Origin of the sequence: Faecalibacillus sp. H12, from assembly GCF_013361255.1 — a bacterium.
Taxonomy (GTDB): domain Bacteria; phylum Bacillota_I; class Bacilli_A; order Erysipelotrichales; family Coprobacillaceae; genus Faecalibacillus; species Faecalibacillus intestinalis.
In genome coordinates, this window is record NZ_JABWDK010000023.1 from 1 (window position 1) to 24,357 (window position 24,357).

26 protein-coding genes are annotated in these 24,357 nt (G+C 29.7%); 9 read left to right on the plus strand and 17 right to left on the minus strand.

Annotation, left to right across the window (positions count from 1 at the left end):
- Positions 1 to 229 precede the first annotated feature (229 nt).
- Together galE and HUU89_RS11465 are read left to right on the plus strand one after the other, a co-directional pair.
- Positions 230 to 1,231 carry a UDP-glucose 4-epimerase GalE gene (gene galE, locus HUU89_RS11460; protein WP_032089669.1) on the plus strand — a complete coding sequence of 334 codons (1,002 nt, stop codon included), beginning with the start codon at positions 230 to 232 and terminating at the stop codon, positions 1,229 to 1,231.
- 73 nt (positions 1,232 to 1,304) lie between these two features.
- Positions 1,305 to 1,724 (plus strand): DUF6568 family protein, encoded by a 420-nt coding sequence (locus tag HUU89_RS11465; protein WP_175301817.1) that lies wholly within the window; start codon positions 1,305 to 1,307, stop codon positions 1,722 to 1,724.
- A gap of 28 nt (positions 1,725 to 1,752) precedes the next feature.
- On the opposite strand, the gene alr is transcribed toward HUU89_RS11465, so the two are convergent.
- Both alr and HUU89_RS11475 read right to left on the minus strand, forming a co-directional pair.
- A complete protein-coding gene (gene alr, locus HUU89_RS11470; protein ID WP_032089667.1) occupies positions 1,753 to 2,853 on the minus strand; it encodes an alanine racemase in 1,101 nt (366 codons plus the stop codon).
- A 60-nt stretch (positions 2,854 to 2,913) separates the two neighbouring features.
- On the minus strand, positions 2,914 to 3,894 hold the full coding sequence (locus HUU89_RS11475) for a LolA family protein (RefSeq protein ID WP_175301818.1): 981 nt from the start codon (positions 3,892 to 3,894) through the stop codon (positions 2,914 to 2,916).
- A gap of 94 nt (positions 3,895 to 3,988) precedes the next feature.
- On the opposite strand from HUU89_RS11475, the gene HUU89_RS11480 reads away from it, so the two are divergent.
- A complete protein-coding gene (locus HUU89_RS11480; RefSeq protein ID WP_032089665.1) occupies positions 3,989 to 4,192 on the plus strand; it encodes a DUF378 domain-containing protein in 204 nt (67 codons plus the stop codon).
- A gap of 5 nt (positions 4,193 to 4,197) precedes the next feature.
- On the opposite strand, the gene HUU89_RS11485 is transcribed toward HUU89_RS11480, so the two are convergent.
- The 3 genes from HUU89_RS11485 to HUU89_RS11495 form a co-directional block, all read right to left on the minus strand.
- Positions 4,198 to 4,818, minus strand: coding sequence for an HAD-IB family hydrolase (locus tag HUU89_RS11485; protein ID WP_032089664.1), 621 nt, complete (start codon positions 4,816 to 4,818; stop codon positions 4,198 to 4,200).
- Positions 4,819 to 5,517 (minus strand): purine-nucleoside phosphorylase, encoded by a 699-nt coding sequence (gene deoD / locus HUU89_RS11490; protein ID WP_175301819.1) that lies wholly within the window; start codon positions 5,515 to 5,517, stop codon positions 4,819 to 4,821.
- A gap of 63 nt (positions 5,518 to 5,580) precedes the next feature.
- On the minus strand, positions 5,581 to 6,045 hold the full coding sequence (locus HUU89_RS11495; protein ID WP_175301820.1) for a hypothetical protein: 465 nt from the start codon (positions 6,043 to 6,045) through the stop codon (positions 5,581 to 5,583).
- Positions 6,046 to 6,209: 164 nt separating this feature from the next.
- Here HUU89_RS11495 and HUU89_RS11500 point away from each other — a divergent pair, with 164 nt between their 5' ends.
- The 4 genes from HUU89_RS11500 (at position 6,210) to asnB (ending at position 9,828) form a co-directional block, all read left to right on the plus strand.
- Positions 6,210 to 6,575 carry a hypothetical protein gene (locus HUU89_RS11500; RefSeq protein ID WP_117813630.1) on the plus strand — a complete coding sequence of 122 codons (366 nt, stop codon included), beginning with the start codon at positions 6,210 to 6,212 and terminating at the stop codon, positions 6,573 to 6,575.
- 14 nt (positions 6,576 to 6,589) lie between these two features.
- Positions 6,590 to 7,018 carry an NfeD family protein gene (locus tag HUU89_RS11505; RefSeq protein WP_254697769.1) on the plus strand — a complete coding sequence of 143 codons (429 nt, stop codon included), beginning with the start codon at positions 6,590 to 6,592 and terminating at the stop codon, positions 7,016 to 7,018.
- Positions 7,019 to 7,030: 12 nt separating this feature from the next.
- Positions 7,031 to 7,942, plus strand: coding sequence for an SPFH domain-containing protein (locus tag HUU89_RS11510; protein WP_175301821.1), 912 nt, complete (start codon positions 7,031 to 7,033; stop codon positions 7,940 to 7,942).
- A 71-nt stretch (positions 7,943 to 8,013) separates the two neighbouring features.
- Positions 8,014 to 9,828, plus strand: a complete 1,815-nt coding sequence (gene asnB, locus HUU89_RS11515; RefSeq protein ID WP_032089660.1) for an asparagine synthase (glutamine-hydrolyzing) — start codon at positions 8,014 to 8,016, stop codon at positions 9,826 to 9,828.
- Here the strand turns inward: asnB and HUU89_RS11520 are convergent.
- The 12 genes from HUU89_RS11520 to HUU89_RS11575 form a co-directional block, all read right to left on the minus strand.
- The gene (locus tag HUU89_RS11520) at positions 9,825 to 10,199 is read right to left on the minus strand and encodes a hypothetical protein (protein ID WP_032089659.1); all 375 of its coding nucleotides are present in this window, start codon (positions 10,197 to 10,199) and stop codon (positions 9,825 to 9,827) included. The two genes, asnB and HUU89_RS11520, sit on opposite strands and share 4 nt — an antisense overlap.
- A 40-nt stretch (positions 10,200 to 10,239) precedes the next feature.
- Positions 10,240 to 11,007, minus strand: coding sequence for a type I 3-dehydroquinate dehydratase (aroD, locus tag HUU89_RS11525; RefSeq protein ID WP_032089658.1), 768 nt, complete (start codon positions 11,005 to 11,007; stop codon positions 10,240 to 10,242).
- A 107-nt stretch (positions 11,008 to 11,114) separates the two neighbouring features.
- On the minus strand, positions 11,115 to 11,723 hold the full coding sequence (locus HUU89_RS11530; RefSeq protein WP_022002292.1) for a V-type ATP synthase subunit D: 609 nt from the start codon (positions 11,721 to 11,723) through the stop codon (positions 11,115 to 11,117).
- Between the two features lie 2 nt (positions 11,724 to 11,725).
- On the minus strand, positions 11,726 to 13,168 hold the full coding sequence (locus HUU89_RS11535) for a V-type ATP synthase subunit B (RefSeq protein ID WP_107030497.1): 1,443 nt from the start codon (positions 13,166 to 13,168) through the stop codon (positions 11,726 to 11,728).
- Between the two features lie 12 nt (positions 13,169 to 13,180).
- Complete coding sequence (locus HUU89_RS11540; RefSeq protein ID WP_032089657.1) at positions 13,181 to 14,932, minus strand: V-type ATP synthase subunit A; 1,752 nt, start codon at positions 14,930 to 14,932, stop codon at positions 13,181 to 13,183.
- 11 nt (positions 14,933 to 14,943) lie between these two features.
- Positions 14,944 to 15,540 (minus strand): V-type ATP synthase subunit E, encoded by a 597-nt coding sequence (locus HUU89_RS11545; RefSeq protein ID WP_022002295.1) that lies wholly within the window; start codon positions 15,538 to 15,540, stop codon positions 14,944 to 14,946.
- 11 nt (positions 15,541 to 15,551) lie between these two features.
- Positions 15,552 to 15,860: a V-type ATP synthase subunit F gene (locus tag HUU89_RS11550; protein WP_022002296.1), complete on the minus strand. Its 309-nt coding sequence runs from the start codon at positions 15,858 to 15,860 to the stop codon at positions 15,552 to 15,554.
- An 18-nt stretch (positions 15,861 to 15,878) separates the two neighbouring features.
- A complete protein-coding gene (locus HUU89_RS11555; RefSeq protein ID WP_022002297.1) occupies positions 15,879 to 16,313 on the minus strand; it encodes an ATP synthase subunit C in 435 nt (144 codons plus the stop codon).
- Positions 16,314 to 16,333: 20 nt separating this feature from the next.
- Positions 16,334 to 18,241, minus strand: a complete 1,908-nt coding sequence (locus HUU89_RS11560; protein WP_175301822.1) for a V-type ATP synthase subunit I — start codon at positions 18,239 to 18,241, stop codon at positions 16,334 to 16,336.
- Positions 18,232 to 19,596: a hypothetical protein gene (locus tag HUU89_RS11565; protein WP_175301823.1), complete on the minus strand. Its 1,365-nt coding sequence runs from the start codon at positions 19,594 to 19,596 to the stop codon at positions 18,232 to 18,234. Before HUU89_RS11565 ends, HUU89_RS11560 begins: the two co-directional genes overlap by 10 nt.
- A gap of 11 nt (positions 19,597 to 19,607) precedes the next feature.
- Positions 19,608 to 20,639 (minus strand): V0D/AC39 family V-type ATPase subunit, encoded by a 1,032-nt coding sequence (locus HUU89_RS11570; protein ID WP_175301824.1) that lies wholly within the window; start codon positions 20,637 to 20,639, stop codon positions 19,608 to 19,610.
- 11 nt (positions 20,640 to 20,650) lie between these two features.
- On the minus strand, positions 20,651 to 20,959 hold the full coding sequence (locus HUU89_RS11575; RefSeq protein ID WP_022002301.1) for a hypothetical protein: 309 nt from the start codon (positions 20,957 to 20,959) through the stop codon (positions 20,651 to 20,653).
- Between the two features lie 419 nt (positions 20,960 to 21,378).
- Between HUU89_RS11575 and HUU89_RS11580 the strand changes: the two genes are divergently transcribed.
- Positions 21,379 to 23,121, plus strand: a complete 1,743-nt coding sequence (locus HUU89_RS11580; protein WP_175301825.1) for a M24B family metallopeptidase — start codon at positions 21,379 to 21,381, stop codon at positions 23,119 to 23,121.
- A gap of 126 nt (positions 23,122 to 23,247) precedes the next feature.
- Positions 23,248 to 24,354, plus strand: coding sequence for a 5-methyltetrahydropteroyltriglutamate--homocysteine S-methyltransferase (locus tag HUU89_RS11585; protein WP_175301826.1), 1,107 nt, complete (start codon positions 23,248 to 23,250; stop codon positions 24,352 to 24,354).
- Positions 24,355 to 24,357: the final 3 nt, after the last annotated feature.

Here is a 24,357-nt window from a genome sequence, read left to right on the forward strand (position 1 = left end):
CTCTGCTTGTAAGGCAGATGCTCTCCCAACTGAGCTAAGCCTCCTTGACTAGTGCCCACTTATAATAACATCTCTATACCTTTACGTCAACAGTTTTTTGTAATTTTTTTTATTTTTTTGTTAAATTTATTTTTTTACCTATTCTATTTTCTTTTTTCACCTTTTTATTATGTTATTATTTGTTATAATAGAATCGTAAAATAAGCAAGATGCTATGGAGGATATAAAAATGAAAGTACTCGTTGCTGGTGGTGCTGGTTATATTGGTAGCCACATTTGTGTAGAGTTATTACAAGCAAATCACGAAGTTGTAGTGATTGATGATTTCTCTAACTCAAAACCAGAAGTCTTAGGATATATTAAAGATATTACTGGAAAAGAAGTAAAGTTTTATGAATTCAATATTTTAGATGAAAAGAAAACAGAAGAAGTTTTTAAAGAAAATGATTTAGATGCTGTTATTCACTGTGCTGCTTTTAAAGCAGTTGGAGAATCTGTTGAAAAACCTATTGAATATTATACAAACAATTTAACAACAACTTTAATTGTTGCTAAAATGATGAAAAAATATCATGTCAACAATATTGTTTTTTCATCAAGTGCTACAGTTTATGGAGATCCTGAAGTGGTTCCTCTTACTGAAGATTGTAAATTAGGTGAAACAACAAATCCATATGGAGCAAGTAAAGCAATGATGGAAAGAATTTTAACAGATGTACAACATGCTTGTCCTGAAATGTCAGTTACTTTATTACGCTACTTCAATCCAATTGGTGCCCATGAATCTGGATTACTTGGAGAAGATCCAAAAGGTATTCCAAATAACTTAATGCCTTATATTATGAAAGTAGCTGCTGGAGAACTTCCTTGTTTAGGTGTCTTTGGTGATGATTATGATACACCTGATGGTACAGGTGTACGTGATTATATCCATGTTGTTGACCTTGCTAAAGGACATGTTCTAGCAATTGAAAAATACAACAAACCTGGATTACATATTTGTAACTTAGGAACTGGTCAAGGATATAGTGTTTTAGAACTTGTTCATGCTTTTGAAAGAGTAAATGGTGTTAAAGTAAAATACGAAATCAAACCTCGTCGTGCCGGAGACATTGCTACATGTTATGCAGATCCTACAAGAGCTAAAGAAGAGCTTGGTTGGGTTGCTACTAGAGGCATTGATGAAATGTGTAGAGATACATGGAACTTTGCTAAAACAAGAATGAAATAGCCTCTGGCTATTTTTTTATTGTTTATATAGGTGAAATTTGGTATTATAGAAAAGTATAAAAGGAGGAACTTCTATGGATTTTTTTAAAAAAATCGGGAAAGAAGTGAGCGTCTTTGGGCTTGTATTTGTAGTTTTTATTGCATTATTTGCTTATAGACAAGCAACACATGTTGAACTTTCAACAATTTCCCAAGATAAATTAGAAGAAAAAATCAAAGATAAAGATAGTTTTGTAGTCGTTGTAGGTAGTGATAATGATAATACGACATTAAACTACAAAGATGTTTGCTTAAAATATTTAGAAAAAAATCATAGTGATAAAATTTATTATGTAAATTTAGCTAAAGAAAATAATGCAACAACATACATTCAAAAAACTTTTAAAACAGATGACGGAACAATTCCTTCAACATTCGTTATGAAAAACGGAAAAGTAAAAGTTCAAAAATCTGGTTCTTTATCATATTATAGAATTGCTGAATTATTTAAATAAAAAGCGAACTCATATTTGAGTTCGTTTTTTATAACAATTCTTTTACTTGTCCATCTTGAACATAGACCCTTGGTACACGTTTAGAAATCAAACATAAAACTTCATAAGAAATCGTATCTAGATCTTTCGCCATACTTTCAAGAGAAATATGTTCACCAAAAATTTCCACTTGATCTCCTATTTTTACATTTTCATCTACTCTAACCATCATTTGATCCATACATACACGTCCTACAATTTCATAATACTTACCATTGATATATACTTTACGCCCTTGATTTTTTCTAATAAAACCATCTGCATAACCAATTGGTAATGTTGCAATGTATTCATCTTCTTTAGCCGTATATGTTAAACCATATCCCACTTGATCTCCTGCTGGTATTTTTTTGATCATTGCTACTTTTGTATAAAGTGACATTACTTGTTTGAATTTTGTTTCTTCTTCACCATTTGGTGAACATCCATACATGGTAATTCCTAATCTTCCCATATTTGATTTTTCATCATGATGATAGGTCATTGCTGCTGAATTACAACAATGAATATATTTGAATTTACAATTACCTATCATTTCATAAAATAAACTTCTTTGTTTTTCAAAAGCAACATCATCTCCATCAGCTGTCGCAAAGTGTGTAAAGATTCCTTCTACATTAAATTTATCAGGATCAACTAGTTTTAATAAAGTTGATAATTCTTCTTTAGACATTAAACCAATACGATGCATTCCTGTATCTAACTTAATATGCACTTTTAATGTTTGTCCCTTATCAATTAAATGATCCAATAATTTTAAATAAGCAACTGAAACCATTGTTAAAGAAATATCATATTTAATAGCTAAATCAATATCTTCTTTACTTGTTGGAATAGCTCCTAAAATCAATATTCCTTTATTAATTCCTAATTCTCTTAACTCAATTGCTTCTTGAAGTGTTGCAACAGCAAACATTTCAATATAATCAATATCCTTTAAAAAACTAGCAACTTCTTTATACCCATGACCATAAGCATCCGCTTTGATCACAGCCATCAACGGTCTTTTAAATTCACTATGTGCTAATTCAACATTATATTTTAAATGGTCTAAATCTACAATTGCATACGTGTCACGCTTTAAATTCATAAAGACACCTCCAAACAATAGTATAATCCAACCCATTTCATAATTCAATTTGAAATCTCTTTATTTTGTCGATGAAGTTTGCATACTTGTCATGACTGAAAGCATTTCTTCTTTCGTTAAATCTTGTGAATATAAAGAACACATCATTCCATGATACATCATCGATAATTTTCCAGGTTGATAATATGCAAACCCATCTATTAAATCGATCACTTCATCATTAGAAAACTGCATTACTTGTTGATCATTCACTTGTGTTTCTACCATTGTAAAACTTTTATCACCACTAAATTTTAAAATATGATTTTTATCCCCTTCTATTGAAGACACTGTTTCACTTTCTAATTTAGCTCCTAATAGAGAAACTGGATATAAAACATCATTATTTGCGGATGTTTTGACATCCTTTTTTGATTCTTTCAATGCTTGATTTTGATTAAAATGTTTCTCTTTAAAATTTTTATTTTTATGAAATTCATTTACTTTACAAGTAACAATTTCTGTCTCATCTTGATCTAGACACAAAACAATCAATGGTTTTAATTTTTTATCAAAAATAACTTCTTGTTTAACAATTCTTGTATCATTAGGATATTTCACCTTTGCTTCTACTTGATATCCTTTTTCAATCTTTTTAATTTTATTATTTTCTAATAATTGAATTAAATAATGATAAATATATGGTTTAGGACTATTTTCAGGCCAATCACTTTGAAATTTAAACATTTGATTAAGTGTTGGTGTTAAAACATAGACTCCTTTTTTATTTTTTATAATGATTTGTGATTGATTTAAACTTTTATCATAAAGTTCTACTCGATAATATTTTTGTTTATCTTTTTTTAAATAATCTACTTTTACTTCATAACTTTTAAGTTCATCATTTTGTGTCATTTCCATATCACATACAAGTTGATAAGAATTCATACTTTTAGCTTCTTTTAACGTTTCATCCAATGAATTATTTTTAAATTTTAAAAAAACAACAATACCTATTGCACAAATGACTAAACCTATAATGACAATATATAATTTTTTCAAATCTATCCCTCCATTATAAAAATATTCTTTATTTATTTTTATATGTATAAAATACAAATTTACGGGATAGACTCTATTTAAGGAGGTTAAGAAAATGAATGCATTACAAAAAACAGCACTTGTTTTTACTGTGATCGGTGCTATTAATTGGGGTCTTATTGGCTTATTTAATTTTAATTTGGTAGATAGTTTATTTGGTCAAAATAGTTTTTTATCAATGCTCATTTATATTGTTGTAGGAATAGCTGGACTCATTAATATTATGCTTTTCTTTACGGACTTAAATATAAAAGAGTAGCTAAGCTACTCTATTTCAAATGTGGACATATGTCCATCTTTAGTATCAATTTTAATACGATTTTTTACCATTTTTAACATTGGAATATCATGTAAAGAATCCGAATAGGCATAAGATAAGTCATAATCTATTTCTAGATTATGATTTTTTATCACTTCTTGGATTCTTTTTACCTTTTCTTCATTTTTACAATTTTTTCCAATCATTTGACTTGTATATTTACCATCTTTAATGTCTGTTTTAGTTCCTAAAATTTCATCTACTGGTAACTTACAAAAACGAAGATAAGCTTCTACAGAGGCACTACATATATAAATCGTATACCCTTCTGCCTTTTTCTTTTTTAATTCTTCAATGACATTTAAATAATAACAAGGTTCTAATACTTCTTGATAAAACTTTTCAATCTCTTGATCAGACATCTTATCTAATGGATATAACCATGCTGATTTTGCTTTATTAAGTGGTTCTATCTTTAATAGATATAAAGCATAATGATAAACCACTTTTAATAATTTAAAAACAGATAGTGGATGTTTTTTTAAATAATACTTTAAAAGTTTTCCACCAGAATCTCCATGAATCAAAGTATCATCAAAATCAAAAAATGCAAATTTAGTTAACACCTATGCAATCTCCAAAGCAACTTCCATCATTGCTGTGAAAGTTTTTTCTCTTTCTTCTGCAGTTGTTTCTTCATTTGTTACTAATGAATCTGAAACAGTTAATAAAGTTAATGCTTTTTTACCAGCGTAAGCTGCATTTGCAAATAAAGCATAAGATTCCATTTCTGTAGCAAGGCATCCCATTTTGATCCATTTATCTGCTTTATTGTCTGCATGATAGAACAAATCAGAAGATAGGACATTTCCTACATGATAAGTTAAATTCTTTTCTTTTGCTTTTTCTACAGCTTTTTCTAATAAACTATAATCAGAAATAGCTGAATAAGTTCCTGGTAATTCATATTGATGTGCATAATTTGAATCTGTACAAGCACCTTGTACAATAATGATATCTCTTAAATGAACATCTTCTTTAAATGATCCACAAGAACCAATACGAATAATATTTTCTACATCATAAAAATGAAACAATTCATAACTATAAATCCCAATACTAGGCATTCCCATACCCGAACCCATAATAGAAACTTCTTTTCCTTTATACGTTCCTGTATAGCCAAACATGCTTCTTGTCGCATTAAATTGTTTAACATTTTCTAAATACGTTTCTGCTAAATATTTTGCACGTAAAGGATCTCCTGGCATTAAGACAGTTTTTGCGATATCTCCTTTATTTGCTTGATTATGTGGTGTTGCCATAACACTACCTCCTTTATATTCTCTTTCAAGTTTATCATATTCTTTTTCAATTGATAACTAATTTTATGATTTTTGTACCTTTCCATCTTTTAAATAATAAAAAGTTTCAATATCTGCTGCTTCATTAAGTTTTTCGCCTTTAATCGCATTAACAAGATGTTCAACATAATCATCTTCATTACCTGCACCTAAAATAGCCATATACCCTTCTAAAAAGACCATTGGTCCATAACCGTAATCATCTTCATCAAAATCAATGATTTGATCAATATGATTTTGATAACTTTCTTTCATTTCATCAAATGTTTGTTCATCATCCATATCATAAGCTTTTATTTTCATATGTTTTCCAAATTCTTTTTTTATTGCTGGAAGAACATTCTTTTTAAAATGTTGACAATTTGAACAATCTTTTAAATAAAAATAAGTTAATTGATATGTCTCTTTCCATTCGTTTTTTTGATTTTGACAACCAACTAACGGAACTAATAATAAAATAATTAATAGAATCTTTTTTAATTTTTTCACACTTTCACCTTTTCTATTTATAATGTTTTCTTTTTATTTTTCAATTATACATCAATTATTTTTGAATGGAAAGTGATGTGATGAGAGATAAATAATATTAATAATAATATATATTGAATAAAAATAATATATATAATATAATACAAGTAGAAAGGATGATAGCTATGGCATTTGTATGGTCAACAAATGAAATTTCAAAGAAAACAGTTACTATTTATAGTACAAATCTCACTTTAAACACAGCTGCTTGTAAACATTTTGAAAATGTTCAATATGTATTATTAGGAGTTGATAAAGAGAACAATTTATTAGGAATCAAGCCAGTTGATAAAACAGCAATAGATGAAGGAATTTATCCAAATGATCAATTGCATCGTATTTCAATTGGTAAAAGTTATGGACGTGTTTCTAATAAAAATTTTATTGAAAACCTTGCTAGAGAATATCATTTAGATTTAAGTGATAAACAAGGTCTAAAGTATCCTGCAAATTTTGATGTTGTTCACCAAATATTAACAGTTAATCTATAAGGGAGGGATAGATCATGATGTTATGGATATGGCTAGGCGTTATCATTGTAACTGCTATTATTGAATTAGTTACAATCGATTTAGTAAGCATCTGGTTTACACTTGGTGGAATCGGTGCCTTAATTGCCTATGCTTTAGGTTTAAATCAAATCATTCAAATTATTATCTTTATCATTTTAAGTGCTATTTGTATTGGAATCAGCAGACCTCTTGCTAAGAAATACTTAAGAACACAAACAGTCAGTACAAACTATGATCGTGTTATTGGTCAACATGGACTTGTTTTAAAAAGAATTGATGCTGATACAAGAGGAGAAGTTAAGGTGCTTTCTATGGAATGGTCCGCTTCTAGTGTAGATAATTCTACTTTAGAAGAAGGAGATTATTGTGAAATTCTTGCTGTAGAAGGTGCTCATCTTGTGGTTAAAAAAATTAATAAATAAAGGAGAAAGAAAATGAGTATTATTGGTTTAATTTTAATTATCATTGTTTTAATTATTATTGTCAGTGTTATTGCATTTGCAATTCGTATTGTTCCTCAATCAAAAGCTTATGTTGTAGAAAGAATCGGTGCTTATAATCGTACTTGTAGTGTTGGACTTCATATTTTAGTTCCATTTTTAGATCGTGTTGCTAATAAGGTTTCTTTAAAGGAACAAGTTGTAGACTTTGCGCCTCAACCTGTTATTACTAAAGATAATGTTACAATGCAAATTGATACAGTTGTTTATTATCAAATTACAGATCCTCGTTTATTCACATATGGTGTCGATCGTCCTATTAATGCCATTGAAAACTTAACAGCAACAACTCTTCGTAATATTATTGGGGATTTGGAATTAGATGAAACTTTAACATCTCGTGATATTATTAACTCACGTATGAGAAGTATCCTTGATGAAGCAACTGATCCTTGGGGAATTAAAGTTCACCGTGTTGAAGTTAAAAATATCATTCCACCTCGTGATATTCAAGAAGCTATGGAAAAACAAATGCGTGCTGAACGTGAAAGACGTGAAGCTATTTTACAAGCTGAAGGTAAGAAAACAGCTGCTATCTTAAATGCTGAAGGGGATAAACAATCAACAATCTTAAGAGCGGAAGCTGAAAAAGAAGCAGCCATCGCTAAAGCTGAAGGTCAAGCAGAAGCATTACGTTTAGTTTACGAAGCACAAGCAAAAGGTATTACTTATATCAACGATGCACATCCAAATCAAGCTTATGTCACTTTACAAGGTTTCAAAGCTTTAGAAAACTTATCTAAAGGTGATGCTACTAAGATTATTATTCCAAGTGAATTACAAGGAATTGCAGGATTAGCAACTACTTTAAAAGAAGTTGTAACTGAAAAGAAAGATAAGGAATAGTTAAAAACAGTCTTCGGACTGTTTTTTCATATTCTTTTTTTTATGTCATATAGTGTATAGGGTGAATAATGATGTGTGGAATTTTATGTTTATATAATCAACAAAGAAATGTCTTAGATGATTGTGGAAAATTTAATAAAATGCTCCATTTATTAGACCATCGCGGTCCTGATGATATGCGAACTTATTTTGATCAACATGTTTTATTAGGTCATTGCCGTCTTTCAATTATTGATTTAAAAGGAGGTATGCAACCTTTAGAATATACTTATCAAGATATTACTTATCGCATTATTTTTAATGGTGAAATTTATAATATGAATGAGTTAAAGAAACATCTTATTGATTTAGGTTTCCATTTTTATAGTCAAAGTGATAGTGAGGTTTTACTTGTCAGTTTTATTGCTTATAAAGAAAAATGTTTAAATATGTTAGATGGTATCTTTTCATTTGTTATATCTTATGAAAATAAAATCTTTGCTTGTCGTGATCATTTAGGTGTAAAGCCTCTCTTTTATTATTTAAAAGATGATGATTTAGTCATTTCAAGTGAAATTAAAGCTATTTTAATGTACATTGGAAAATGTGTCGTTGATAAAACAGGAATTAAAGAATTACTAGGTTTAGGTCCTAGTTTATCACCAGGAAGTACACTTTATAAAGATATTTATAGTTTAAGACCTGCTCATTATTTATGGTTTGATGGTGAGCATTTAATGATTGAAAGATATTGGTCTTTACAAAAAAAAGCACATCTAAAAAGTTATGAAGAAACTGTTCAAGATGTACGCTTCCTTGTAAATAAAAGTATTCAAAGACAATTATTAAGTGATGTACCTATTTCTTGTATGTTATCTGGTGGTTTAGATTCGAGTATTATTACAGCTATAAGCAGTCAATACGTCAATCATATTTCAACCTATAGTATTGATTACTTAGACCAAGATAAATATTTCCAACCCTATGATTATCAACTTACAAAAGATAGTGATTATATCGATTTAATGGTCAATCGTTATCATAGTCACCACAATAATGTCGTTTTATCACAAAAGAATTTAATTATTTTTTTAAAACAAAGTTTAATGGCTAGAGACGCTCCAGGAATGGCTGATATTGATTCTAGTTTTCTATTATTTTGTAAAGAAATTAAAAGAAATCATAAAGTCGTTTTATCTGGTGAATGTGCAGATGAAATTTTTGGAGGTTATCCTTGGTTTTATAAAAAAGAACTTTATAGTCTAGATTCATTTCCATGGATTAGAGATATTGATCAAAGATTAGAACTTCTTAATGAAAATATAAAAAAATTGAACATTAAAGAATATGTTCAAAGTAAATATTATCAATCACTTAATGAAATAGACTACCTCGATCAAAGCTTTTATGATACCAATAAAAGAAAGATGATTTATTTAAACATTGAATGGTTTATGCAAACACTCTTAACACGGAGTGATAGCCAATCTATGTATAACGCTGTAGAGCTTCGTGTACCCTTCGCTTCAAAAGAAATCGTTGAATATATGTACAATGTCCCTTGGACCTATATGTTTAAAGATCAACAAGAAAAAGCTGTTTTACGTGATGCTTTCAAAGACTTCCTTCCTCAAGAAATCTATAATCGTAAGAAAAATCCTTACCCTAAAACTCATTCTCCATTTTTCCTTACTTACATTAAAAATCTTCTCTTAGAAACACTTAACGATAAAAATAACATTCTTTATCAACTTTTTGATATTAAAAAACTTAAACACTTTATTGAAAACAGCGAAAGCATTGAAGTTCCTTGGTTTGGTCAACTCATGATGGGACCACAACTCCTTGCCTATTTTTATCAAATCTATATGTGGGGTAAAATATATCATGTAGAATTAGAGCTTTAATAAAGCTCTAATTCTATTTCTTGACTATTTAAACGAATGTCTTGTAGATATTCGTTTTTTACTCTTATTTGTGTATTATTCACAGATACTTGAGGAATGTCTTTAACCCATTCTTGTAACATTTTAGCATAGTTAAGCTTTAAAAAACCATAACGTATACTTCCTTGACTATCAATAATAATATCTTCATTAACATAAGGTCTTGCATCTATGTGTATTTTAGTTTCAATTCCTTTATAGACTAAAACCATTCTTATTTGAATATATTGATCTATCTTTATTTGGATATCTTTTAACTTTCCTTTTTCTATAAAGAATCGTTTATAAATGATCCAAACAAGTTTTTCTAAAGTTTTTACATCAATTTTCATAATCTCACCACTTTATTATATGTATAAAAAATCAAGAAGCTTAAGCTTCTTGAATATTTTTATGAATAATATCTAACATTTGATTCAATTCTTGATAATCAATTTGTCCTGGAGCACTTGCTTTTCCTACAGATGCAAAAGTAATTGCACTTCCAAATTGTTCTCCAACTAAACGTGAAGTAAGTCCAATAGACGACATTGACATAGTCACAATTGGTTTTTGAGCATATTCATGTTTAGCTTGAACTGTAAATGAAAGTAGATTTAATAAATCTTGATAATCTTCTGGCATAACTGCTACCTTCATAATATCTGCTTCTAAAGAATCCATTGATCTAAATTTTTGCATCAATGAATCAACTTCTGGTGTTCTATCAAAGTTATGACTTGACATCAACATGTATTTACCAGCATCATGAATAAGTGTTCTTAATTCAATTGCCATATTTGTTCCTAACGCTAATTCAACATCGTAAATATCAAATGCATTTGCTTCAACTGCTAATTTATAAACATTGAAATAATCTTTAGGATCAATTTCAACTTCTCCACCTTCTGCAGCTGTACGAATCGTTAGAATAACTGGTTTTTGTATTTGTAAGGCAGCAATGTTTAAAAATAAATTTCTTAATGCATCTTCTTGATGGATATTTTCGTAAAAATCTATTCTTAATTCGATCATATCTACTTCTAATTCATTAAATTCTTTTAATTTATTTAGAATCGCTTCATCATGGCTTTCTACAATAGGAACACATACTTTAGGTTTTCCTTCTCCAATGATGACTCCTTTAATTTCAATACTCATATTTACACCTTCTTTGATTATTTAATAATTCAACAGCATAATAATATCATATTTTTTTATTAGAGTGTTAATTTTTTTATAATTTGCAAAAAAAGCATTAAAATTAATTAATGCTTTTGATTTTTTATAACTTTTTGTCTTGAAAATTCTTCACGTTCTTTTTCTTCAAGAGATTCACTAATAAATTTAATTGTTTCTTCAAAACGTGGAATTGAAATATTTTTTAAGGCATTCGCACGTTTTTGTGTTTTTCTAATGGTATTTGCTAGACGATAAACTGAGTTTTCAACTTCTGCTAAAACAACAGTCAATTCTTTAACACGATAGAAACATTCATAAGCATAGTCTACTTTTGAATTAGAACGATCCATGTTATAACTACATACCATTGGTTGTTTATGATAAGTAATTTTAGGAATTTCTACACCCATAACACTTCGATAAGCAATACTGATTCCATAATCAATAGGTGTTGCAGTAACGAGGTCACTAATCAACCCTAAAGAAATATTTGCTTCTTGTAAAGCATCGTAAGCATTTTGATAAGCTTCCGTAATTTCATCTCTGACCATTTTAACATCATCTAATAATGACATCATTTCTTTAATAAGAACGTTTCTTTTCTTATCTAATAGATCATATCCAAGAACAGCTAATTGTAATTGTTTCTTTGTAGAAATTAAATTTCCTTTTGTTGGAACAACTTTTAAAGCCATAATTAATCACCTGCTTCTTGTAATTCTTTGATGATTGATTTTTCTTTAATATGGAAACGTTTTACAGCACGATCATGATCATAATGTTCATCTAATAATTTGTTATCTAGACGATCAAGTGCTTCTCTTGGTAAAACAGAAACTAAATCCCATCCTAAATCTAATGTTTCTTCAATTGATCTATTGACATCGAAACCTTGATTTAAGAAATGTTGTTCAAATAGTTTACCAAATGATAAATATTGTTTATCTAATGGAGATAATTCATCTTCACCGATAACTGATGTTAATGATTTAACATCTTGTACATGGGCATAACATGCAAATAATTGGTTGGCAATGTCTTGATGATCGCCACGTGTATATCCTTCACCGATACCATCTTTCATTAAACGTGAAAGTGATGGTAAAACATCAACTGGTGGATAAATACCTGCTGAGTTTAATTCAGGTGACAAAGTAATTTGTCCTTCAGTGATATATCCAGTTAAATCAGGAACCGGATGAGTAATATCATTGTTAGGCATTGTTAAAATAGGAATTTGTGTTACAGAACCTTCTGCCCCTTTAATAATACCAGCTCTTTCATATAAAGAAGCTAAGTCAGAATATAAGTAACCTGGATAACCTTTACGTCCAGGAATTTCTCCTTTACTTGAAGAGAATTCACGTAACGCTTCACAATAGGAAGTGATATCTGTATAGATAACTAATACGTGCATATTTTGTTTATAAGCTAAATATTCAGCAGCAGTTAAAGCACAACGTGGAGTTAATGTACGTTCAATGATTGGATCATTTGATAAGTTTAAGAACATAACAACTCTTTCCATAACTCCTGCTTCTTTAAAGCTACGTTTAAAGTAGTTTGCAACGTCATTTGTAACACCCATTGCCGCAAAGACAATGGCGAAACCTTTTCCTGATTCATCAGCAACTTTTGCTTGTTTAACGATTTGTACAGCTAAACGGTCATGTGGTAAACCTGAACCAGAGAAGATTGGTAATTTTTGCCCACGAATTAATGTAGCAAGACAGTCAATTGATGAAATACCTGTATTGATGTAGTTACGTGGATAAACACGGCTTACTGGATTTAATGGTAAACCATTGATATCCATCATTTCTTCTGCATAAATTTCACCTAAACCATCGATTGGTCTACCAGCACCATTGAAGACACGTCCTAAAATTTCTTTAGAAACAGGTAATTCCATTGGTCTACCTAATAATTTAGTCTTTGTATTTTCTAGTGATAAATCATTTGTTCCTTCAAATACTTGGACAACGATTTTTTCACCTTCAATTTGTACAACACGTCCAGAACGTGTTGTACCATTTTTTAATTGAATTTCAACCATTTCGTCGTAAGAGGCACCTTTTACGTGATCTAAAACGACTAATGATCCATTGATTTCATTTAATCCTACATATTGTAGTGCCATTTTTATTTCCTCCTACGCTACAGATTTTAATGCATTATCAATATCTTGATAATAAGTATCTAATTTTTCAATATGATCATTTGGAATATCATATTTCATTTTAATTAATTGTTCAAAAATACCAGTTTCACTAATTGCTCGAACAACTTTACCTTGAGCAACAGCTTCTTGACATTTTTTATTTAAATATAAGATAACATCCATCATCTTTAATTGTTTAGCAAGTGGTACGTATGTATCATCCTTATGGAAGGCATTTTGTTGTAAATAACCAACACGAACCACTTTTGCGATTTCCATCACTAATTTTTGATCTTCTGGTAAAACATCAGGTCCCATTAAGTTAACAATTTCATTTAATCTTGATTCTTCAGCAAGAATGAATGAAAGTTGTTGACGATCACTGACGAAATCAGAACCAACATTTTTGTCATACCATTTTTCAAGATCATAAACATAATCACTATAAGATTGTGTCCAGTTAATTGCGAAATAATGACGAGCATAAGCCAAGGCTTTATCTAAAGCCCAGAAACATCTTACGAAACGTTTTGTATTTTGTGTAACTGGTTCTGAGAAGTCTGCTCCTTGTGGTGATACGGCACCGATGATTGAAACAGAACCTTCTTGTCCATTTAAAGTTTTCATGTATCCAGCACGTTCATAGAATTGTGATAAACGTGATGGTAAGTAAGCTGGGAATCCTTCTTCAGCTGGCATTTCTTCTAGACGACCAGAAATTTCACGTAACGCTTCTGCCCAACGTGAAGTTGAATCGGCCATGATTGCACAGTGATATCCCATATCACGATAATATTCAGCTAAAGTAATTCCTGTATAAATACTTGCTTCACGTGCGGCAACTGGCATGTTTGAAGTATTAGCAATTAGGACAGTTCTATCAGTTAATGGTTTACCACTCTTAGGGTCAATTAACTCACTAAATTCTTCAAGAACTTGAGTCATTTCGTTTCCACGTTCTCCACAACCAACATAAATGATAATGTCGGCATCACACCATTTAGCAATTTGGTGTTGTGTCATTGTTTTACCAGTACCGAAACCACCTGGAATAGCAGCAGTTCCACCTTTAGCGATTGGGAATAATGTATCGATAACACGTTGTCCTGTTACTAAAGGAATAGAAATTGGTAAACGTTCTAGAGTTGGACGTGCTTGTTTAATTGGCCATTTTTGACATAATGTACATTCATGAATTTGACCATGTTCATCTTCAATTTTCATTACGACATCATTGATTTTATATTGACCATTTTCTTTTACTTCAACAACTTTACCACTTAAAAGTGGTGAAAGCATACATCTGTGTTCAATTAAATCTGTTTCAGGACATGTTGCATAGATGTCTCCACCTTTTAAAACATCTCCTACTTTTACTTTCATTGTAACGTCCCATAATTTTTCAACATCAAGTGAATCAACATCGCTTCCGGCTTCAATAAAAGCACCTGATTGTTCAGCGATGGCTTTTAATGGACGTTCAATCCCATCAAAGATATTTCTTAAAATACCAGGACCTAATGTAACACAAATTGGTGATCCTGTAGAAATAACAGGTTCTCCTGGTTTTAAACCAGTTGTTGTTTCATATACTTGGATAGTTGTTAAATCTTTAGAAATTGAGATAACTTCACCCATTAATTTAGCATGACCAACATAAACCATTTCTAACATTGAAAAGTCTTTGGCATTTTTTACTTTAACAACGGGACCATTAATAGAATAAATTACATTTTCACTCATCTTTAATCCCCCTATTTAATCATCAATCCAGAAGTCTTATAGAACCAATCTTTTTGAGCTTCTAAATTTGAGTCTAATGATTCATCTACGACAACATTTGTTGTTTTATTTTCAATAATGAATCCACCTAATTGAATTTGTTGACCTTCTTCAACTTCAATTGGTAAAGCATATGCTTTCTTTAAATCATCAGCATATTTTAAATCTTCTTTTCTTACACATAAAACACAATCAGTCATTTGATATTCATCACTTACTGCTTTTACATGACTTGTAAGATATTCAAGATAATTAGAACTATTTACAAATTCAACAAGTTTATTTTTTACTTCTGTAAAAATTGTATTAACATATTCTTCTCTTTTTTCAACTAATTTTTTTAGTCTTTCTTCTAATTGAGCTGAAGCTTCAATACTTGCTTTAGAAGAAATTTCTGCTAATTCTTTATCTAATTGATGCTTAGCATCAATTTCAGCTTCACCTCTTAATTGGTTATAAGCTTCTTGTTCAATTGCTTTTGCTTCATCTAAAATTTCTTTTTCTTCAGCAGATGAAATTTTTTCAATTTCATCTTTGATATAAAGAAAGACTTGATCTTTTTTTTGCATAGCACTTTCTCCTATAACTTAACTCCAATTGCTTCTGAAACATATCTATCAATCGTTTCACCAATTTTAGAATTTCCATGTCTATCTGGAATTTCTACAAGCAATGGTTTTTGTTGTTTTAATTTTATTTCAGAAATAACATCAGGAGCTAATTCAATTAATTTCGTTGTAATTAAAATCACACCTATGGATCTATCTTTCATTTTTGTTTCCAAAACTTCAAGAAAATCACGTCTTTTATGAACAACTTCTCCTTCAATACCAACAAGTCTTAAACCCATTTCAGTATCGACATTGTCACTTATTAAATAAAATTTCATAAAAAATCACTCTCTAAATTAGATTTTGTTGATAATTAAGATAGAGATTAATAAACCATAGATTGCAACCCCTTCACCTAAGGCAACGAAGATTAATGATTTACCAAAGTTCTTTTCATTTTCAGAGAAAGCTCCGATAGCTGCTGGAGCTGCTGCTGCAACGGCAATACCTGCACCTAAAGCAGAGAAACCAGTTGATAAAGATGCTGCTAAGAATCCTAAACCTTGAGCAATTGTACCAGTGATTGTAGCAACTTCACCTGCTGCAAATACACTTGAATTTGACATAGCAACTAATAAGCATAAAACAACGGCACCAGCGAAACCACTGATATGAACACCTAATCTTCTTTTAGCGCTTTGAGCTGATACTTTTCCTGTAAATACTTTAATTAATGGTAATGTTAATAAAACTACTGCAACTAATGGTAATAAAATTTCTAATACTGTCATAATAAATTTCCTCCTTGAATTTAATCTTCCTTAATAGTTTTAAATGGAATTCCATTTCCTTCATAATAACGTGAAAACATTTCATAGAATTCAAGACGTAATACTTGAATTCCAACAATCAATCCTTCAAGACACATTACAAAAACGTTTCCTAAAATCAAGACGATGATTTCACCAAATCCTCCTACCATTTCAGCAAGAGTATAAACAACAAGCATCATACCAGCATGCGATAAAACGAATCCCCCGACACGCAAGAATGACATTGTGTTTGTAATAAATGATAAGACTACTTCAAATAATTCGAAGAATCCTTCAACAAAGAATGCTCCAAAACCATTTGGGAACATTTCACCATGTTCTTCTAATTTTCTAATTAACGGTTCTTTTAAGAACATTAAGATAAGTGGTAATACAATTAAAATTAAAATATAGAAAATATTTACAAAATGTTGTCCTGTAAGCATTCCAAGAGCTGCACCAATAACAGCAACATAGAATGTAACCCCACATAAACCATTTTGACTTAAAATCGCTTCACCGATATTTTTCTTTTTAAAGTTCAAAACAATACTGAATGTCATTGAAATAAGAATTAAGACAATACCAAGTCCAATGGCAGCCATTAATAATGTCATTGTATTTTCTGGTGACATTGCATTAAAGAATGAGAAACCTTTGAAATATTCAGATAAGATTTCTTCATTTCCAAAGAACGAACCAAAGAATACACCGAAGATTGCACTGGAAATACCTAAACGAACTCCCACGCCACCTAATTTTAAATTAAATTTCTTTTCAGCAACAAGGCCTACTAAAGAAAGAATAATACCTTGTCCTAAGTCACCAAACATAATACCAAATAATAAAGTATATGAAATAGCAACTAATAACGTTGGATCTACATCATTGTAACGAGGTACACCATACATTTCGACGAACATTCTAAATGGTCTTGCAAACCATGAATTTTTAAGTCTTGTTGGTGGTTCTAGACGTACATCTGATGTAGCAGGTAAAACTTCAAGTTTAACACCATCGATACTTTCAAAAGTGTTTTTGAAATTATCTAAATCATTCTTAGGGACAAATCCATGAACATTTAATTTATCACCTAATTTAACAATATATTTTTGCATTGCATAAACTGAATTTAATTTTTTAGCAACACTATAAATACGTGTTAATTCTTCCATATTTTCTGAAATTGTTTTATCAATTCTATTTTGTAAATCTTGGCTGTATTGTTTAGCTGAATCAGATTCATTTTGAATTTCTTTTTCAGCTAATTCACATGAACCATGAACGAATTCAGGAATATGGATTTTTTCAAAATAAAGTGATGTAAAAACATTATCCACTTCAGGAGCATCTGTAGGTGTCGTCATATACATACACCATACATATTTATCATCTCTTTGAAATGCTTTATAAACAAATGGTAATGTTTCATAATACTCTAACTTTCCTTCATTATTGAGAGGAAGTTTACCGAATCTTATTTTTAAATATTGTGTTCCAAATAATTGATCAAAGTCAATATTAGAACCTTCAACATGATTTAAAGTAATGATAGCTTCATCATTTTCTTCAATCATCTTTGTCAATTCTTTTTTAACAGCATCAATACGGTCAATATCTAAAAATAAATCATCTAAAAATTCTTTAGCTCTAAATACATTAAGTTGCGCATCTGTTTCAACTTCAGGAACTTCAAAATGATATTTTGTTTTCATTTCTTCAATTCTTGATAACAATTCTTCATAAAGATTGTCATTGTTGTAAGCTGAAAGACCAGCAACACTATCCGTAAACTTGCTTGCTAGCTCGGGATGAAAATCATCTCTTTGATAAAGCTCAAGCAACACATCATTACAATTGTCTTTATCAAAATCAAGGCTAACCAAGTTTAATTTCGCTATTGCCATGACAGTCCCCCTTTACTCTTTATTGATCTTTTTGTCACTTTTTTCACTAAGCTACAAACTAATAATAACGCAATGTTTATAACAAAGAATAATCCAATTTGCATTGCATAGTTTGTACCTACAACAAAGATTGAATTATAAAGTGACATACCATAGAAGACTGTTCCACTTAATAGTCCTCCTATTGTAACAGCAGCTCCTACACGTTGTAGTAACTTACTGATGTTACCTTTAATAATAAATGATAATAGAATAGCTAAAACACCTACTCCTAAATCACCAAGTAAAACAAGTGCTGAAAGCATCATAACCACACCAGCAATCATTGTTGGATCAAATTTTTCACCAGGTTTAAATGTGAATAAGCATTCAAATGGTTGGAAAAATGTGTTGTTTTCAACATAAACAGGACCTTCAATTCCTTGATCTTGATATGTATCAATAGGAAGTTCATGAATAGTAATTCCAGGAACATTTACAATATCTTCTAATTCATTTTTATTAAATGAACTAAATGCATAAACTGCAGCTTTAGTTTTTAAATCAACTACATATTTACCTTTCTTGTATAACTCTTTCAAACGATATGTTTTCCAAAAGTCACTAAGTAATTGTTCTTCATTTTCTTCTTTCACTTTTTCAATACGTTGATCAAGTTCTTGAAGATACGCTTCCATTGTTTTATTTTCTGCTTTTAATTCAGCAACTGCTTCTTCCATTTTACCATGGGCAAATTTTGGAAGTTTTACTTCTTCAAAGTTCATTGAAGAGAAAATGTTATCAATTTCACCAATACTATGTTCAACGCCACCATAAACAATCCAAGCAAATTGATCTGTATGTGATAATTCTTGATAAACAAATGGATAACTGTCAAAATATTTAATTTTTTCAATTTGTGATAATGGTAATTTACCAAATCTTAAAGCAACATATTTTAATTCATGAATATCATCGATAGAAATACGATCACGATTTAAACATGAAATCAATTCAATTGCTTCTTGATTTTCATAATAATCTTTTTTAATTCCTCTTTTAATTTCATTAATATCATCTAACTTTTGATGAATTTCTGAAATATAATCTAAAATTTCACGAACATTTAAAAATGCACTTTGAACGGGTCTATCTACTCTTTCAATATGTAAGACATCCATCACATTATAAAGTTCGTCTAATACTTCGTTATATGGATTTCTATCTTCCATAGAAGTTGCATGATCTAAATTAGAAATCACTTTCTTCGCTTTAACTGGATAAATAGAATCTTGATGATTTTCAAGTTTCATCAAAACTTCCATATAATCATCTCTAGAGAAAACAATGTTATATAAATGTGTATTCTTAATCATTTTTTTCCCTCCTATGCATAAATCAATGTATTTTCAATTTTTGAAACAGGTTGATTATAACGAATACCTTCAACAATATGCTTCAAGTTATCTATTTCAATTCTTTGTAAAATACTATAAGTCATATAAACAAGTGGTGCACTGTTTGAAAAACGCATGTATCTTTTTGCGATATTATATTGAATACTATCTGCATAATATTCGATATAGGCAAATTCTTTATCATCCATATAGAAGTTATATTTAGAAGTTGATAATAAAGATAATACTTCTTTAGGACCGCTTGCACTAATTAAACGATTCATCATATCTTTTGGCAATCTTGAATATTGTAAAAAGAGTGAACTTCTGATTGAATCTTCTGATTCATGGAAATATTGTTTATAACGATAGATTTTTGAAATATTCTTTAATTCAATAGAAGTATAGAAAATATTTAATAAATCTTTTTGAACACTTCCTTTGAAGTGTTTTTTAATTGTTTCAACAATGTTTTCATAATAAAGTGATTGTAAGCACATATGAACTTCTTTAACATCAAATGGGACAGAGAAATCAATTTCTTTAAGAACTTTATAATATCTTGTTTTTGAAAGATATTGTAAAAGATCTTTGAATGATTCAATGTTTACTAATCCATCAATATTAAAACTTGTCTTTTTCGCTAAATAAGTAGGAATTGATAAATTAAAGCTATATTGTTCCTTTGCTTGTAAAGAAACAAGTTTATCCATAATTAAATTAATTTCTACTCCAATAATTTCAAATAGATAAAAATCTTCATCAGACTTAGGTGAATATTTCATCAACTTCGCACAACGATGATAATATTCTTGATTTAAACAATCTTCTATTTGACCACGATGAACATGTCTAATATTAATATCTTTTAAAGCATCTGCATAACTTGTTTGAGATTTTAAATAAGAAACAACTTCTCCAATTGTTTGTTTTCTTGTTAAATCAAGATAAACATTCTTATTTAAACGCCCACCATACATTGCTTTAGCTTTTGCACATAAGGCATTTGAAGATAAAGACATCTTTACACCTTCTATTTAGTACATCTCGTAAAGATTTCATCTACCCATTTATCTTTATTTTGAGTAAATAAATCTTCCATATTTTTCATTGATTTATGAAATTCATTTTCTTGTAATTGTGCTTCTTCTTTATTCTTATTCAATAGATCTTGTTTATGCTTTTCAACTTGATCTTGTTGACTATCAATATACTCACTATAAATTGTAGACTTTTGCGACATCATACTTGATTGAGCTTCCGCTTTTTTCTTTTTCGCAAGTTCTACTTTTTCTACGCATTGGCGATCGAATTCTATTAACTTTTGAATAATATCATCCATCTTATTTTCCCCCTTCTTCTTGTCGAGGATAATTGTACTCTCATTCTTTTAAAATTCAACAGACATAGCTTTCAAAAGCACTCTTTATGATAAATTTATGACGAATTTATAAGAATTTATCAAAAATCCTCTTTAAAGAATGTATGTAAAAATAAAAGCACCTCCCCTATTTTTGTGTTGTTCATGTCACTTCCTAGAGATGTGGCGCTTGCAATACATACCTTATTCTTTATTTCGCACGTTATTCTACTCCCACTTTTCAATATTTGTCAATAGACAAATTTTAACATTTGCATAAATCCGCCAAAACCTTAGCGTCATGCCACTTTTAGCAAGATTCATTCCTAATTTTTTATTCATCTCTAAGCCTTTTCATTCTTGAATGTAAATGTTAAAATGAAAGAACTTAGGAGGTCATTATGATAAATCAAAGAATTACAAAATTAAGACAACTTATGAAAGAAAGAGGAATCGATCTTTATATCATTCCAACCAGTGATTTTCATCAAAGTGAATATGTAGGAAGTTACTTTGAAGCTCGTCATTATATGTCTGGATTTAGCGGTTCAGCTGGAACTCTTATCGTAAGACAAGAGGAAGCTTATTTATGGACAGACGGTCGTTATTTTATTCAAGCAGAAAAAGAACTTGCCGGTAGTTGTATTCAATTAATGAAAATGCGTACACCGGGTGTTCCTACTATTAAAGAATATATTGAAAAATATCCAGAAGCAACCATTGGTTTTGATGGGCGCGTAATGCCCTATAATCAATGTCTTTTCACAAATACCATTCAAGCCAATGAAGATCTTGTAGATCTTATTTGGCAAGAGCGTTCTGAACTTTCCCATGAAGAAGTTTATTTATATGATACAAAATATTGTGGTGTTTCTAGAAAAGAAAAATTAGAAATCATTAGAGAAAAAATGAAAGATGCGAAATATCATTTAGTGACAACTTTAGATGATATTGCTTGGATCTTTAATATTCGCGGTAATGATGTTTTATGCAACCCTGTTGCTTTAGCTTATGCTTTAATTGAAAAAGAAAAAGCAAATCTTTATTTAAGAAAAGAAGCGGTAAGTCAAGAAGTCATTGATGAATTATTAAAAGATCAAATTGAAGTTAAAGATTATTTTGATATTTATGAAGATATTAAAAATATCAATGGTAAAGTTCTTTTAGATACAAAATCAGTAAACTATACATTAGTTAATTCTATTAATATAGATAATGTCATCGATCAAACAAATCCAAGTCAATTACTTAAATCAATTAAAAACGATACAGAAATCAAAGCGACAAAAGATGCTCATTTACATGATGGTATTGCTGTTACTAAATTTATGTATTGGTTAAAAACAAATATTGGAAAAATAGAAATGGATGAACTTTATATCTCTAATAAACTTTTAGAATTTAGAAAACAACAACCAAATTTCAAAGATATTTCCTTTACAACCATTTGTGCATATCGTGAAAATGCAGCTTTAATGCATTATCATCCAACAGAAAAACAATATTCTAAAGTAGAAGCTTCACATCTATTATTAATTGATAGTGGTGGACAATACTTAACAGGAACAACAGATATCACTAGAACATTCGTTTTAGGTGAAATGACGCAAGCAGAAAGAAAAGATTTCACAATTGCTTTAAAAGCCATGTTTAGATTACAAAATGCGCATTTTATTGAAGGTGTAACAACTGGTGCCAACTTAGATATTTTAGCTCGTGGTGTTATCTATGATTATGATTTAGATTATCGTTGTGGAACAGGGCATGGTGTTGGTCATTTCTTAAATGTTCATGAAGGCCCTAATGGACTGCGTCCAAAAAGCTTATATGGTCATGAAGCATGTATCGTTCCAGGCATGATTACAACAGATGAACCAGGTGTTTATGTAGAAGGTAGTCATGGTATTAGACATGAAAACGAACTCTTATGTGTAAAACATACTGAAAATGAATATGGTACTTTCTTAAAATTTGAACCGATCACTTATGTTCCATTTGATATTGCTGGTCTAGATTTAGATTATTTATCAAATCATGAAATTGCTTCTATTAATGAATATCAACAATATGCCTTCGATCATATTAAAGATGCCTTAACTCAAGAAGAAAAAAATTGGTACTTAAATAACTTATTTATTAAATAACAAGAGAAATCTTGTTATTTTTTAAAGTTGATATAGTTTTAAACTATATCAAATAGTGAAAAATATGTATTTTACAATATCACTTATGTTTTTTATACTTTTAGTAACAACAAGGAGGAAGTAAAAATGAACGCACCTTATAAATATGATATTGTTGGAAGTTTTTTAAGAGATAAAGAAATTAAACAAGCAAGAGAAGATTTTTCCTTAGGAAAAATCAATCAAAGTCAATTAGAAGAAATTGAAAATAAATCAATTGAAAATCTTGTTAATGAAGAAAAAGCTGTTGGTTTAAAAGCTGTTACTGATGGTGAATTTCGAAGAGCTTTTTGGCATTTAGATTTTCTATGGGATTTAAAAGGCGTAGAAAAAGTAGCCGTCGAACATTTTTCAATTGCCTTTAAAGGACATCAACCAAAAAGTCAAACTTTAGAAATTGTGGATAAAATCGATTTTCCCGAAGATCATCCATTTTTAAAACATTTTAAATTCATGCAAAGAGTATCTGGAGAAACAGAAGTTAAACAATGTATCCCTTCTCCTTCAATGCTTCATTTAATTTGTTGTATTAGAGAAGAAAACTATCAACCTATTGAAAAATATCAAGATAACGATGTTTTATTAAAAGATATCGCCTATGCTTATCAAAAAGCAATCAAAGCTTTTTATCAAGCTGGTTGTCGTTATCTTCAATTAGATGATACTTCATGGGGAGAATTTTGTTCAAAAGAAAAAAGAGAAGCTTACAAAGCAAGAGGAATTGATGTAGATGAACTTGCTAAAAAATATGTTGATATGATCAATCTCGCATTAGAAGCTAAACCTGATGATATGGTTATTACAATGCATATTTGTAGAGGTAACTTTAGATCAACATGGTTTACTTCAGGGGGATATGAACCAGTTGCAAAAACTTTATTTGGGAATTGTCATGTTGATGGTTTCTTCTTAGAATATGATAGTGAACGTGCTGGTGGATTTGAACCTCTTCGCTATATTCAAAATCAAAAAGTTGTCTTAGGTCTTGTGACTTCTAAAGATGCTAAACTTGAAAACAAAGATGAAATTATTAAACGTATTCATGAAGCAGAAAAATATGTTCCATTAAATCAATTAGCACTGTCTCCACAATGTGGCTTTGCTTCAACAGAAGAAGGAAACTTACTTACTAAAGAAGAACAATGGAATAAAGTCAAACTTGTTAAAGAAATCGCTGAAGAAGTTTGGCAATAATAA